General features: G+C 63.3%; 12 protein-coding genes. 9 read left to right on the plus strand and 3 right to left on the minus strand.

Annotated elements, in window-relative coordinates:
• The first annotated feature begins 257 nt into the window (after positions 1–257).
• On the plus strand, positions 258–1,670 hold the full coding sequence (locus tag MUU54_RS00075; RefSeq protein ID WP_247241996.1) for an FAD-binding oxidoreductase: 1,413 nt from the start codon (positions 258–260) through the stop codon (positions 1,668–1,670).
• Positions 1,671–1,686: 16 nt separating this feature from the next.
• Here MUU54_RS00075 and MUU54_RS00080 read toward each other — a convergent pair whose 3' ends face one another.
• The gene (locus tag MUU54_RS00080; RefSeq protein WP_247241997.1) at positions 1,687–3,783 is read right to left on the minus strand and encodes a DEAD/DEAH box helicase; all 2,097 of its coding nucleotides are present in this window, start codon (positions 3,781–3,783) and stop codon (positions 1,687–1,689) included.
• Between the two features lie 198 nt (positions 3,784–3,981).
• On the opposite strand from MUU54_RS00080, the gene MUU54_RS00085 reads away from it, so the two are divergent.
• From MUU54_RS00085 to MUU54_RS00095, 3 genes are all read left to right on the plus strand, one after another.
• The gene (locus MUU54_RS00085; RefSeq protein ID WP_247241998.1) at positions 3,982–4,770 is read left to right on the plus strand and encodes an SDR family oxidoreductase; all 789 of its coding nucleotides are present in this window, start codon (positions 3,982–3,984) and stop codon (positions 4,768–4,770) included.
• Between the two features lie 238 nt (positions 4,771–5,008).
• Entirely contained in the window at positions 5,009–5,158 is a 150-nt protein-coding gene (locus MUU54_RS00090; protein ID WP_247241999.1) for a hypothetical protein, read from the plus strand.
• Positions 5,159–5,190: 32 nt separating this feature from the next.
• Positions 5,191–5,379, plus strand: coding sequence for a hypothetical protein (locus MUU54_RS00095; protein WP_247242000.1), 189 nt, complete (start codon positions 5,191–5,193; stop codon positions 5,377–5,379).
• Positions 5,380–5,400: 21 nt separating this feature from the next.
• On the opposite strand, the gene blaOXA is transcribed toward MUU54_RS00095, so the two are convergent.
• On the minus strand, positions 5,401–6,222 hold the full coding sequence (blaOXA, locus tag MUU54_RS00100; protein WP_247242001.1) for a class D beta-lactamase: 822 nt from the start codon (positions 6,220–6,222) through the stop codon (positions 5,401–5,403).
• A 105-nt stretch (positions 6,223–6,327) separates the two neighbouring features.
• Here blaOXA and MUU54_RS00105 point away from each other — a divergent pair, with 105 nt between their 5' ends.
• From MUU54_RS00105 to MUU54_RS00120, 4 genes are all read left to right on the plus strand, one after another.
• Positions 6,328–7,215: a LysR family transcriptional regulator gene (locus tag MUU54_RS00105; RefSeq protein ID WP_247242002.1), complete on the plus strand. Its 888-nt coding sequence runs from the start codon at positions 6,328–6,330 to the stop codon at positions 7,213–7,215.
• A 130-nt stretch (positions 7,216–7,345) separates the two neighbouring features.
• Positions 7,346–8,638, plus strand: a complete 1,293-nt coding sequence (locus MUU54_RS00110; protein WP_247242003.1) for an Hsp70 family protein — start codon at positions 7,346–7,348, stop codon at positions 8,636–8,638.
• Between the two features lie 38 nt (positions 8,639–8,676).
• Positions 8,677–9,543: a uracil-DNA glycosylase gene (locus MUU54_RS00115; protein ID WP_247242004.1), complete on the plus strand. Its 867-nt coding sequence runs from the start codon at positions 8,677–8,679 to the stop codon at positions 9,541–9,543.
• Between the two features lie 145 nt (positions 9,544–9,688).
• Complete coding sequence (locus tag MUU54_RS00120; protein WP_247242005.1) at positions 9,689–9,880, plus strand: hypothetical protein; 192 nt, start codon at positions 9,689–9,691, stop codon at positions 9,878–9,880.
• A 184-nt stretch (positions 9,881–10,064) separates the two neighbouring features.
• Here MUU54_RS00120 and MUU54_RS00125 read toward each other — a convergent pair whose 3' ends face one another.
• Positions 10,065–11,003, minus strand: coding sequence for a DMT family transporter (locus tag MUU54_RS00125; RefSeq protein ID WP_247242006.1), 939 nt, complete (start codon positions 11,001–11,003; stop codon positions 10,065–10,067).
• 422 nt (positions 11,004–11,425) lie between these two features.
• Here MUU54_RS00125 and pepN point away from each other — a divergent pair, with 422 nt between their 5' ends.
• Positions 11,426–14,074: an aminopeptidase N gene (gene pepN / locus MUU54_RS00130; RefSeq protein ID WP_247242007.1), complete on the plus strand. Its 2,649-nt coding sequence runs from the start codon at positions 11,426–11,428 to the stop codon at positions 14,072–14,074.
• Positions 14,075–14,115: the final 41 nt, after the last annotated feature.

The raw sequence follows: 14,115 nt of genomic DNA on the forward strand, positions 1-14,115 counted from the left end.
CACTCCGGCGCATAACTTGTCTGACAACCTCATTGGCAAATGCCGCCTTGCTTGTCGACCTCGAAAACGACAGCATCTTCCGCCTCCGCGGCGGGCGCCGGCCGTATTACCTTTACGTGAACGTAAGATACCGGCTAAAACATGAAGATCAAGTTATGCCATGGAGAGGACAGCGGGTCGTTGGAAAATGGTGGCCGGCATCTTGCAAAGATACCGCCCTTCCTGCATCCCCGGCCGATCTGATCGGGGCAGAATCCATGACGACCTCCTCCACCAACCCTTTTCTTTCTCCAGAGCAACTCGTGGAGCGACTGCGTAGGCTCCATGCCGGCCTCGCCATCCTGGGGCCATCCGATCTGGCCGGCCGGCATACGGGCGAGCATCCCAGCAACTTCGACGCCGGCGTAATGGCACAGCCGAACTCGGTCGATGCGGTATCAGCCCTCGTCCGCTGGTGCCACAAGAACGAGGTCCGGATCGTGCCTCAGGGCGGGCTTACCGGTCTCGTCGGCGGAAACATCAGCAGGCAGGGCCAGGTGACCCTGTCCACGTCGCGCCTCAACCGCATCCTGTCGATCGAGCCGGAGGAGATGACGGCGACGGTGGAGGCTGGCGTCACGCTGGAGGCCCTGCAACATGCAGCGGCCGAACACGGTCTCACCACCGGCATCGATCTCGGCTCGCGCGGCACGGCAACGATCGGCGGCATGGTCTCCACGAATGCGGGCGGCATCCTCGCTTTCCGCAATGGCGTTATGCGCCACCAGGTGCTGGGTCTGGAGGCGGTGCTGCCGTCCGGCGACGTCTTTTCCGATCTGACGCGGGTGGTGAAGGTATCAGCCGGACCCGACATGAAGCAGATGTTCATCGGCGGCGAAGGCGCCTTCGGCTTTGTCACCAAGGTCGTGCTCAAGCTCGAGCCGCAGCGCCCGCACAGGGCGACAGCGTTGGTGGGCGTATCGGATGCACGGGCCGCCCTTGCCCTCGTCCGTCAGCTGCGCAGCCTGCCGGCGGTTACCCTTGAGGCTGCCGAGATGATGTGGCCTCGCTACATCCGCGACCATGCGCGGTTGAAGGGGCTCGACCTTTCCTGGCTCGAAGATGATGCCGCGGCCCTGCTGGTCGAGATATCGGCGGAGAGCGTCGATGCTGCGATGGGCATGCTGGAGGAACAGCTTGCGGCGCTTTGGGAGCCGCTTACCCTCAGGGGTGGAGTGGTCGCCCACTCGCTCGACCAGGCGAGGCGGTTGTGGGACATCCGCGAAGATTCCGGCTTCTACTATGCCGAAATTCCGGAGGCCGCCTCGTTCGACGTGTCAGTGCCGCCCCTCTTCCTCGACACCTATGTCGCGGAACTGGAGCGGCGCCTTAAAGCGATTGACTTGACCTACTCGGCCTATGTCTATGGTCACATCGCCGATGGCAACCTGCACCTGACGCTGATCAAGCGTGGGCCGCTGCCGGAAGAGGAACTGCGTGCGGTGGAAGACGCCGTCTACACCGGGATCCGCAACGCGGGCGGCAGCTTTTCCGCTGAGCACGGTGTCGGTCTGGAAAAGCGCTATGGCTACCAGACCTATACGTCATCGCAAAAGCAGGCCCTAGCGAAGGCCTTGAAGCAAGCGCTCGATCCGAAGGGCATGTTTAATCCCGGCAAGGTGCCGTTCTGAGGGCGGCTGCGGCGATTTATCTGGCGCGTTCGCCGCCCTTGCCGAACTTCTTAGGCCCGCCAGCTGCCCTGCCCTTGGCGCTGTAGGGCTTGCTGCCGCTATCCTTGCCTGCAGCCTTGCCCTTGAACGGCTTGTCGCCGAACGACTTGCCGGCGCCCTTCTTGGATGGCGTGTCGTAACCACCATCGGCCCGGCCAGGCTTGGCCTTCGCAGTACCGCCCTTCGGCTTTGGATCGCCCCAGACCTCGTCGTCGAGGCTGCGGACATCGCGGTCCGCGTTGGCGGACTTGGTCTTCGGCTTCCAGTCCTTGCGTGGCGAATCACCAGCGACCTTCTCGCGAGACGGCATATCGAGGCTGGCGCGCTCGGCGCCGTCGCCATCGTTGAACTTCTTGCCCTTCCACGGCTTGTCCATGCGCGGCCCGTCGCGACGCGGGGCTTCCTCGTCCAAACTGCGGGTGAACTTGCTGAAGTCCGGCGCCCTGTCCAGACGCGTCACACGGATGCCGCGATCCATCATCCGGTCCTTGCCGAGCTTGGCCATGAAACGGTCGGCATGGTCGGCGGCGATTTCCACATAGGTCTCGTCTGCCTGCATCTTGATCGCGCCGATTTCGTTCTTTGAAAGATCACCGTTGCGGCAAAGGGTCGGGATCAGCCAGCGCGGCTCCGCGCGCTGCTTGCGGCCGACGGAAAGCGAGAACCACACCGCGGGGCCGAAATCGCCGCGCGGGGTGAGCGGCCGCGATGCAGGATCGCCCTGCTTGCCGTCGCGGGGCTTGCGAGTACCCGGATCGAGGGAAACAGGGATCAGGTCTTCCGGCGCTGCATTCTTCGCCCGGTGCAGGTTGACGAAAGCGGCAGCGAGCTTCTCCGCGCCATATGTCCCGACCAAGCGTGCGATCAGTTCCTGCTCTTCCTCGCGCGGCGCCTCCTCGAACACCGGATCGGCGAGCAGGCGCTCCTGGTCGCGCGCAATCACTTCGTCGGCGGTCGGCGGATGCGCCCAGGTCGGCGTCACATCGGCGCCGGCGAGCAGGCGCTCTGCCTTGCGGCGCTGGTTGACCGGCACGATCAGCGCGCTCACGCCCTTGTTGCCGGCGCGGCCCGTTCTGCCCGAGCGGTGCAGCAGAGTTTCGGAATTGGTCGGCAGATCCGCGTGAACGACGAGGTCGAGACCCGGGAGGTCGATCCCGCGCGCGGCGACATCGGTTGCGATGCAGACGCGGGCGCGACCGTCGCGCATGGCCTGCAGCGCATGCGTGCGCTCGTTCTGCGTCAGTTCGCCCGACAGCGCCACGACGTCGAAATTGCGGTTGTTGAAGCGGGCCGTCAGATGGTTCACGGCCGCACGCGTCGAGCAGAAGACTATGGCGTTCTTCGCATCATAAAAGCGCAGCGCATTGATGATGGCGTTCTCGCGATCGGAGGGAGCGACGACCAGCGCCCGGTACTCGATGTCGGCATGCTGCTTTTCTTCCGTTGTGGTCGAGATGCGTACCGCATCACGCTGGTAGCGCTTGGCAAGCTTGGCAATGCCGGCCGGCACTGTTGCCGAAAACATCAGCGTGCGCCGATCGTCGGGGGCCGAATCCAGAATGAATTCCAGATCCTCGCGGAAGCCGAGGTCAAGCATCTCGTCCGCTTCGTCCAGGACGGCAACCCGCAGTTCGGACATGTCAAGCGCGTTGCGGCGGATGTGGTCGCAGATGCGGCCCGGCGTTCCGACAATGATGTGGGCGCCCCGTTCAAGCGCTCGCCGCTCGTTGCGGATGTCCATGCCGCCCACGCAGCTTGCGATCACCGCACCGGTCAACTCATAGAGCCATGTCAGTTCGCGGTTCACCTGCATGGCAAGTTCGCGGGTCGGGGCAATCACCAGCGCCAGCGGTGCGCCGGCGCGCTCGAAGCGTTCGCCGTCATCCAGAAGCGTCGGCGCCATGGCGATACCGAAGGCGACCGTCTTGCCCGAGCCCGTCTGCGCGGAGACCAACGCATCGGAGGCGGCAAGCGCTGGATCGAGCATGGCCTGCTGGACGGGTGTCAGCGTCTCATAGCCGCGCTTCGCCAATGCGTTGGCGATCGCCGGAACGGCGCCTTGGTAGTCGGTCATCTATCTGTCTTTCGGAATTTCTGCGCGTACTCGCGCATGGCTGCAACGCTCGCAGCTCTACATGGCGCGGTTCCTACTGCCGAAAAGCCGAAAAGTCAAAGAGATCGCGCTGAATTCGCCAAAGCAAGCCTTGCAATCACCCGCCGCCTTGCTAGCGTCCCCCACCACTTCATTTGCAGGATTGAAAGGACCTAACCCATGGATCTCGGAATTGCCCGCAAGCGCGCCCTCGTGCTCGCCTCATCGCGCGGCCTCGGCCTCGGCATTGCAACCGCTCTGACACGTGAAGGCGCGAACGTGCTTTTGGTCGGCCGCTCCGGAGACCGGCTGGCGGAGAACTGCAAGGCGATCAATGCCGAAGGCAAGGGCAAGGCCGACTGGATCTGGGGCGACCTGTCGGAGGAAGTTTTCGTTCAGTCGATGGTGACGGGCGTGAAGGAAAAGCTCGGCGGCATCGACATCCTCGTCAACAACACCGGGGGCCCGACACCCGGAACGGCGGAGGAAATGACGGCGGAAAAGCTGGAAACCTATTTCCAGTCCATGGTGCTGCGCGTCATCACGCTGACCAACGCACTGTTGCCGCAGATGAAGGAGCAGGGTTTTGGCCGCATCCTGACCGTCGCCTCCTCCGGCGTTTTCGAGCCGATCCCGAATCTGGCGCTCTCCAACACGCTGCGCGGCGCGCTCGTCGGCTGGAACAAGACGCTATCCGCAGAAGTCGCGGGGCATGGGATCACGGCGAACATGATCCTGCCCGGCCGCATCCACACCGACCGCATCGACGAGCTCGACGGCGCCAATGCCAAGCGGCAGGGCAAGTCGCTTGACGAGATCCGCACCGCGTCGGTGAAGTCGATTCCCGCCGGCCGGCTCGGCAAGGTCGAGGAATTTGCCGCCGCCGCTGCCTTCCTCTGCTCCGCCCCGGCGAGCTACGTGACCGGCACGATGCTGCGCGTCGACGGCGGCGCGTCGAAGTCGATCTGATTTCGACCTCGCCCGCCTCGCACTTCCATCGGTGCGGGCGGGCAGTTTCGGCGCCTCCGCAAATTTGCTGGCGTGCAAACCTCCTCGTTGTAATGTGGATCCGGCAGAATGTTCCACGGGAGGGAAATATGGATCGCCTGCGCATCTGGATGGCCGCCGCCGGTGGACTCATCATCGACACGGGCCTCGCCTGGATCGCGCACGGCACTAGCGTGATCGTCTGCCGGCGACCGACTTCATGAGCGAACTCAACGTTTGGGCCGTCAACGGCTGTCTCGTGGTCGCCCTCCGCCTTATCGTACTTGCCGGTGCCCTTACGCTTCTGCATTGCAGGCCACAGGCGGATGCCGACTGGAACGATGCCGAGGACGGCCATGTTTCCGGTTGAGCCACCTCAATCTCCGACAAAGGGAAGCATGGATGAAACGCTTGCTGATCGTCATCGGCGTCATCGCCACACTGATGGGCCTGCTCTGGATGGCGCAAGGCTCGGGCCTCTTCCCCTACCCCGTCTCCAGTTTCATGATCGACCAGTCCCCATGGATCGCCTATGGTGCCGTGCTTGCACTGGCGGGGCTGGCGCTGATCTGGACGGCAGGGCGACGATAGGCGCAGCTCCGGTTGAGCACCTCAATTCCCGGCTACGATTCCTGGTAGATCCCTGATCAGCGAGTCTCGCACCTCCGGGCTGAGCGGCTTGTCCGACGCCTGGTTAGCCACGTAGAGGCGCGCGAAGACCACCCGCCTGCCCTCCTTTTCCGCCCAGCCGACGAACCAGCCGAGTGGCCGATCCTTGGCGGGCTTTCCTGCAACATCGCGCAACCGCCCCGCACCGGTTTTGCCGTGCGCCACCCAGCCGTCCGCCGCCTCGAAGCGCGGCGTGATCGCCTTGGTCATCATCATCGCCCGATCGGAGACCGGCAGCTCGCCGTTCAGGAAGCGGCGCAGGAAGTCCACCTGTTCGTCCGGCGAGATTTTCAGCGACGACATCAGCCAGGCTTCCGTCAGGCCGTCGGTGCCGCCGGGACCGCCGGAGACGTCTGCATTGCCGTAAGCGAAGGCTGCGACGTAGTCGCCGAAGCGGGTTTTGCCGAGGCGTCGCGTCAGTTCCTGCGAATACCAGACAACGGATTCCGCTTCCCAGCTCATCGGGTCCGTCGCCTTCTGTACCCGCTTCGGCGCATTGAACCTCTGCTGATACTCCCAGCGTGGGTTCGTCTCATCCGTCAGGACGCCAGCGTCATAGCCCATTATGGCCAAAGGCAGCTTGAAGGTCGACATCGGATAGACGCGCTCGCTGCAGCTCCCCTCACGGTGGATGACCTCGCCGCTTGCCGCATCGAGAACGACCGTGCAGCGGGTCGGCTCGGCGGCAGAGGCCGACACGGCTGTGCCGACAATGGCAAGAAACCCGACAGTGGCGGCAAAGAGGCCGCTTCCTACAAAGCTCATTGGATGTTGCTCCCTCGCTTTCCACGTGCCTATCTTAGGCAGCATTGCCGGAGCGGCGCAAACCATGATAACTGGCGAGAGCCATAAGAAAATCTAGGGCAATCGATGGTTCGGCCGCATCTTCCGCTGAACGCACTGCGCGCCTTCGAGGCCGCCGCACGCCACCTCTCCTTTACCCGTGCTGCGATCGAGCTCTGCGTCACCCAGGCCGCCGTCAGCCAACAGGTGAAGCTTCTGGAACAGCGGCTCGGCGTGACGCTCTTCCGACGGCTGCCACGCGGACTGATGATCACAGAGGAAGGGCTCGCACTCCTGCCGACGCTCAAGGACAGCTTCGACCGCATGGCCGACATGCTGGAGCGTTTCGAGGCTGGCCACATGCGCGAGGTGCTGGCGCTTGGCGCCGTCGGCACCTTCGCCGTCGGCTGGCTCCTGCCCCGCCTTGGCGACTTCCGAACCCGCCACCCCTTCATCGACGTCCGGCTGTCCACCAACAACAACCGCGTTGATATCGCCGCCGAGGGCCTGGACTTCGCAATCCGTTTCGGCAATGGCGCCTGGCACGACACCGAAGCGGAGGCCCTGTTTGAGGCACCGCTTTCTGCTCTCTGTGTGCCGGCAATCGCCGCGCGGCTGAAAAGTCTAGAGGACGTCGGGCGCGAGACGTTGCTGCGCTCCTATCGTGTCGACGAATGGCCCGGCTGGTTCGAAGCGGCCGGCACCGCCGCGCCGCCCATCACGGGGCCGGTTTTCGATTCCTCTGTGCTGATGGTCGAGACGGCACTGCAAGGCGCCGGCGTGGCACTCGCCCCGCCGCTGATGTTTTCCCGCCATCTCGCCTCCGGCGCGCTGGAGCAGCCTTTCCCAATTTACGTCTCCAAGGGCAGCTACTGGCTGACGCGCCTGAAGTCCCACACGCCGACGCCGGCGATGACGGCGTTCGGGGAATGGATGACGGAGATGGCGGCGGAGACGCGGCACGCTCCGAACTAAGCTCCCTTGCCATCCCGCCCGCCTTGTGCCATCAGGCGCGCTCTCAAGCTTCACTGGCGCGGCAGGCGCCCTCTTGCATTCCGGGCTCGGCTCCCGGTTCAACAATCACGACGGGACGAGGAGCACCGCCATGGCACGGGCGCTGGGGCTGGATTTCGGCACGACCAATACCGTCATCGCACTTGCGGAGGGCGGTGGCGCCACGCAGTCCATGCCGTTCACCAACAGTACAGGCACGACAGATTCGATGCGCACAGCGCTGTCCTTCATGAAGGACAGGCAGCTCGGTGCGCAGGCGCTGAAGGTCGAGGCGGGCCAGGCGGCGATCCGCCAGTTCATCAACAATCCTGGTGATTGCCGTTTCCTGCAGTCGATCAAGACCTTTGCGGCGAGCGCGCTTTTTCAGGGCACGCTGATCTTTGCCCGGCGCCACCAGTTCGAGGATCTGATGGAGATCTTCCTGCGTAGGCTTTCCACCTATGCCGGCGATGCATGGCCGGCGGAGACTTCCCGCATTGTCGTGGGTCGTCCGGTGCATTTTGCCGGAGCGAGCGCCGACGAAAAGCTGGCGATGGAGCGCTACAATGCGGCGCTGACCCGACTCGGTTTTCCCGAGATCCACTACGTCTACGAGCCGGTCGCGGCGGCGCATTACTTCGCGCAGAACCTGAAGCGCGACGCGTACGTGCTGGTGGCCGACTTCGGCGGCGGCACCACCGACTATTCGCTGATCCGCTTCGAGCGCGAGGCAGGCCGACTGGGCGCAACGCCGGTTGGCCATTCCGGCGTCGGCATTGCCGGCGACCAGTTCGATGCGCGCATGATCGAGCATCTGGTGGCTCCGGAAATCGGCAAGGGAAGCAAGTTCAAGAGCTTCGACAAGGTGCTCGACGTGCCGACCAATTATTACACCAGCTTCTCGCGCTGGAACCAGCTGTCGATTTTCAAGGGCTCGAAGGAGTTCGCGGACCTGCAGTCGCTGGTGCGTTCGGCGCTGGAGCCGGAGAAGCTGGAGCTCTTCATCGACCTGGTCGAGCACGACGAGGGCTACCCGCTCTATCAGGCGGTATCGGCGACGAAGATGGCGCTCTCGACTGCCGAAGAGGCAGAGTTTCGGTTCTCCCCGCTCGGCGCCGCCGGTCGTAAGCTGGTGCGCCGGAATGACTTCGAGGCATGGATCACCGAAGACCTATTGCGCATGGAGGGGGCACTCGATGAGCTGCTGACGAAGACGCAAACGAGCGCCTCCGCCATCGACAAGGTCTTCCTCACCGGCGGCACCTCTTTCGTGCCCGCCGTGCGCGACATCTTCATCCGGCGCTTCGGAGCGGGGAAGATCGAGAGCGGCGGCGAGCTTCTGTCGATCGCGCACGGCCTCGCCCTGATCGGGGAAAGCGAGGAAATCGGGCAATGGGCGGCTTGATGCTTTTCCCGCACCCGGCGCTCCGCTAGAGTAGGGTGATGATCCAGGCGAAAGATCTCGAGGCGGGCGAGCTTGCAGCACTTCTGCATTTCTATGCAGATGCGGGCGTCGACTGGCTGCTCGAGGACCAGCCGATCGACCGGTTCGAGGAGTTTGCCGTTCAGCAGGCGGCGCGAGAGCAGGTCCGCCGGGTGCAGGCGCCCTCGCCTGCCGGACAGGAAGAGCGCAAGAGGCGAACTGTCCCCGTACCCTCCGCGCAACTCAACCCGCCGCCCGTCGCCATGCCGAACGACCAGGCGGTTGCGGCCGCGCAACTGGCTGCGGAGGGCGCCCGTTCGCTTGCTGAACTCAAGACTGCGCTTGAAGCCTTCGGCGGCTGCAATCTGAAGAACAGCGCCCGCTCCACCGTCTTCCTCAGCGGCAATCCGGCCTCCCGGATCATGGTGATCGGTCCGATGCCGAATGCCGATGACGACCGCGACGGCATCCCCTTTTCCGGCCGGCAAGGACAACTTCTGGACCGGATGCTGGCCGCGATCGGGCTATCGCGCGAGGCGGTTGTGCTGACGAACATCATTCCATGGCGCCCGCCGGGTAACCGCATGCCCTCGCCGGCGGAAACGGCCATCTGCCGCCCCTTCATCGAAAGACAGATCGCACTTGCCGAACCCGGACACCTGCTGCTGCTCGGCAACTTCCCGGCGCGCTTCTTCTTCGGCGAAAGCGGCACGATCCACAGCCTGCGCGGAGAATGGCGCGAACTGACCGTCAGCGGTCGGGCAGTTCGGGCAATCGCAACGCTGCACCCGCAGGAGTTGCTGACTGCGCCGGCCAACAAGGCGCTTGCCTGGCAGGACCTTCTGCGCTTCGCGGAAGCTGCACAAGCTTTTGGCCGCCACGCCTGAATTTTGATCGATGTGAAGGAAATATGAAGCGAGCCATGCGGTGTGCGCATGGCAGCGCCGCTTGAGGCTGCATTGCCGAATCAATGCTGCGCCGCAATATATCAGCTGTGTCTTGGGAGGAATTCTCGGTCAAGGAACCAAGGCTATGACGACCCGCTCACGCCCCATTCATTCCGGCTTCGAAAGCCTTCGCGTCACAGGTCTGTCGCCCCGCTCCACGCAGGGCTATCACCGCTTTGCTTCGGCAACGAACGAGCAGTTGTCCGCCCGCGCGATCGCAGGTCTCGGCCGGATCACGCGCCCGGCAGCAGTGTTCGCCGACTTTCGCGAACGCTGAGATCAATTCCCCTCAGGAGACGAAGCCATCACCCGTTTTCATCCGTTGCTTGCGCTGCGCCGCACATGGGCCGATGTCGAACTTGCCGTCAGCGCCGCGCGTGAATATCGCCAGGCAGGCGCGATCCGCAATGATGTGACGCTGCGCGCAAACACGGCGACGTCCGCCATCCCTCTGTAAAACGTCAGTTCGGCGGCGCGGAGGCCTTTCGCGCAGCCTTGCGCTCGATCCCGAGCCGGTGCTCGCGATAGACGATGAAGATGCCAGCAGCCATGGTGATCGCCGTACCAATGATCATCGGCAGTGTCGGCACGTCGTTGAACAGCACGAAGGCGATCACGATCCCCAGGAGGAACGAGGTATATTCGAACGGCGCCACCGTCGATACATCGGCGTGCCGGTAGCTTTCCGTCAGAAAGATCTGCGCGACGCCACCGAAAATGCCAGCCGAAATCAGCAGGAGCGCCTGTTCCCCCGTCAGCGTCGCCCAGCCGAAGGGCAAGCTCACCAGCGAGAAGAGTGCCCCGGTCAACGAAAAGTAGAAGACGATCGTCGGCGTCTTTTCCGTCCGCACCAACTGGCGCACCTGAACCATGGCAAGGCCGCTCAGGATCGCCGCCATGAGCACTGCCGCCGCGCCCAACGCCTGGGACGATTCCATGCCGCCGTCGCGAAACAGCGTCAGCTTCGGCCATGAAACGATCAGCACACCGACCATGCCGGCAACTACGGCGCTCCAGCGATAGACCCGCACCTGTTCTCCGAGGATGAGCGCTGCGAACACCACGGCCATCAGCGGCGAGGCGTAGCCGATGGCGATCGCCTCCGGCAGCGGCAGATGCACCAGCCCGTAGAAGCCGAAGGCCATCGAGAGAATGCCGAAGAAGCCGCGCTTGAGGTGGCCGAAGGGGCGGTCGGTCTGCGCGGCGGTGCGCAGGTCACGGCGCCAGGCGAGATAGGCGATGATGGGGATAAGGGCAAAGGCCGAGCGGTAGAAGGTAATCTGGCCCGCCGGCACATCCGCGCCCGCCGCCTTTATGCAGGTCTGCATCATGACGAAGATGACGACGGAGGAGATCTTGAACATGATCCCCCGCAGGGGATTGCCCGCTTCACTTGTCATTCGAAACTCTTGGATATCTGACCCGGCGGAGGGTCATCGGCGGAAGGTTTAAGGCTGGCGGGAGACGGACAGGATGAAGTGCAAAGACTAAAGCAATTCTTGCCGCCCCAGCATCAAAACTGATGATAGGTCGATCAATAACGGTGACTGGAGTCTGCTTTCTATTACCGGCGAACCCAACTTTGAATGCAATCTCTGTTAGCATCGTGTTAGCATCCCTTTGGTAGCGTTGTGTTTATCCCCGCCAAGGAAAGGATTGCCGCCGTGACTTCTTCTGCTGGACGCCCGATTTGCAAACCGGTGCGCTCACCCAGACAGAATCCGGCCACACAGGCAGCCTCCGGACCGAACCTCCGCAGCTGACGCCGCCAGACCGCCCTTTCAAAGCACCTTTTCATTTACGAACAGGAAGTCGTGTACTTATGAGTACATCCGAAAACAAAGTCGTCGAACTGGCCAATTACCATCCTACGGATTTCGTTCTCGAACGGGTGGATCTCACCTTTGAACTCGACCCCACCAATTCCAAGGTCGACGCACGGCTCATCTTCCATCGCCGCGAGGGCGCCGACGCGACTGCTCCGCTGGTGCTAGACGGTGACGAGCTGACGCTGTCGGGCCTGTTGCTCGACCAGAACGAGCTACCCGCCGAGCAATATGACGCGACGCCGCAATCGCTGACGATTCGCGATCTGCCAGGGGCGTCGCCCTTCGAAATTACCGTCACGACCTTCATCAATCCCGAAGCCAACAGCCAGTTGATGGGTCTCTACCGGACCAATGGCGTCTACTGCACGCAGTGCGAGGCGGAAGGCTTTCGCCGCATCACCTATTTCCCTGACCGGCCGGACGTTCTTGCGCCCTACACGATCACCATCATCGCAGACAAGGCAGCCAATCCGCTGCTGCTGTCGAACGGCAACTATCTCGGCGGTGGCAATTACGATGAAGGCCGGCACTTCGCCGCCTGGTTCGACCCGCATCCGAAGCCGAGCTATCTCTTTGCGCTGGTCGCCGGCGATCTTGGCGTCGTGGAAGATACGTTCACCACCATGTCCGGCCGCGAGGTGGCGCTGAAGATCTATGTCGAGCGCGGCAAGGAGCCGCGCGCGACCTATGCCATGGATGCGTTGAAGCGCTCGATGAAGTGGGACGAGGACCGCTTCGGCCGCGAATACGACCTCGACATCTTCATGGTCGTTGCGGTTTCCGACTTCAACATGGGGGCGATGGAGAACAAGGGCCTCAACGTCTTCAACGACAAGTATGTGCTCGCCGATCCCGAGACCGCGACGGACCAGGACTACGCAAACATCGAGGCGATCATCGCGCATGAATATTTCCACAACTGGACCGGCAACCGCATCACCTGCCGAGACTGGTTCCAGCTGAGCCTCAAGGAAGGCCTTACCGTCTTCCGCGATCACGAATTCTCCGCCGACATGCGGTCTCGGCCCGTCAAGCGCATTGCCGAAGTACGCCACCTGAAATCCGAGCAGTTCCCGGAGGACGCCGGCCCGCTTGCCCACCCGGTACGCCCGACGAAATACCGCGAGATCAACAACTTCTACACGACCACGGTCTACGAGAAGGGGTCGGAGGTGATCCGCATGATCGCCACGCTACTCGGCCCGGAAGGCTTTAAGAAGGGCATGGACCTTTACTTTGACCGGCATGATGGCGACGCGGCAACGGTTGAGGACTTCGTGAAATGCTTTGAAGATGCGACCGGCCGAGACCTCAACCAGTTCTCGCTCTGGTACCATCAGGCGGGCACGCCACTCGTGACCGCGTCCGGCGCTTATGATGCCGCCGCATCGACCTTTACCCTATCCCTGGAGCAGCGCGTGCCGGCGACGCCCGGTCAGCCGACCAAGGAGCCGATGCACATCCCCCTCTCCTTCGCGCTGATCCTCGACAACGGCTCCGTCGCAACGCCCACGGCCGTCTCGGGCGGCGAGGTCACAGGTGACGTGCTGCATCTGACGGAGCAGAAGCAGACTTTCACCTTCTCCGGCGTCTCATCGCGGCCGGTGCTGTCGCTCAACCGAAGCTTCTCGGCGCCGATCAACCTGCATCTCGACCAGAGCGCCGACGACCTCGGCCACATCGCCCGCCATGACAGCGACCTCTTCGCCCGCTGGCAAGCTTTGACAGACCTTGCTCTGCCCAACCTCATGCAGGCCTCCCGCGATGCCCGCGAAGGCAAGGAGGTCGAGGCCTCGCCGGCCTTGATCTCCGCTCTCCTGGAGACGGCAGGCAACCATGCTCTTGAACCTGCCTTCCGAGCCCAGGTGCTCGCGCTTCCGGGCGAAAGCGATATCGCCCGCGAACTCGGCAGCAACAACGATCCCGACGCGATCCATGCCGGCCGAACGGCGGTTCTCAAGGCAATTGCGGGGGCAGGCCGCGACCTCTTCCAGCACCTCCTTTCCGAAACGCGCACTGACGGCGAATTCAGCCCCGATGCGGAAAGTGCCGGCAGACGTGCGCTTCGCAACAGTGCGCTGAGCTACCTCACCTATGCCGAGCAGTCGCCGTCGATCGCCGCCAAGGCCTTCGATGACGCCAACAACATGACCGATATGTTGCAGGCGATGACCCTCCTTGCCCACCGCTTCCCTGACGCCGAGGAGACCAGCGCGGCCCTTCAGGCATTTCTGAAGCGGTTCGACAACAACCCGCTCGTCATCGACAAGTGGTTCGCCGTTCAGGCGACAATTCCGGGCGCGGCCACGCTCGGGCGCGTTAGGGCGCTCATGGAGAACCCGCATTTCGTCCGCGGCAACCCGAACCGCGTTCGTTCCCTCGTCGGCAGCTTCACCTTCTCCAATCCGACCGGCTTCAACCGTGCGGATGGCGAAGGGTATCGATTCCTCGCCGAGCAGATCCTGGAGATCGATCCGAAGAACCCACAGCTTGCGGCGCGAATCCTGACGTCGATGCGGTCATGGCGGTCTCTGGAGCCGCAGCGTGCGGATCAGGCGCGCTCCGCTCTCTTGTCCATCGACCGGAGCAGCAGCCTGTCCAACGACGTCCGCGACATCGTGGAGCGGATGCTGAAGGGCTGATGCTTACTGAGCACAACCTGTGATTCCATTTGGATCGCAAC

It is taken from the genome of Pseudorhizobium tarimense (assembly GCF_022968135.1).
GTDB classification, from domain to species: domain Bacteria; phylum Pseudomonadota; class Alphaproteobacteria; order Rhizobiales; family Rhizobiaceae; genus Neorhizobium; species Neorhizobium tarimense.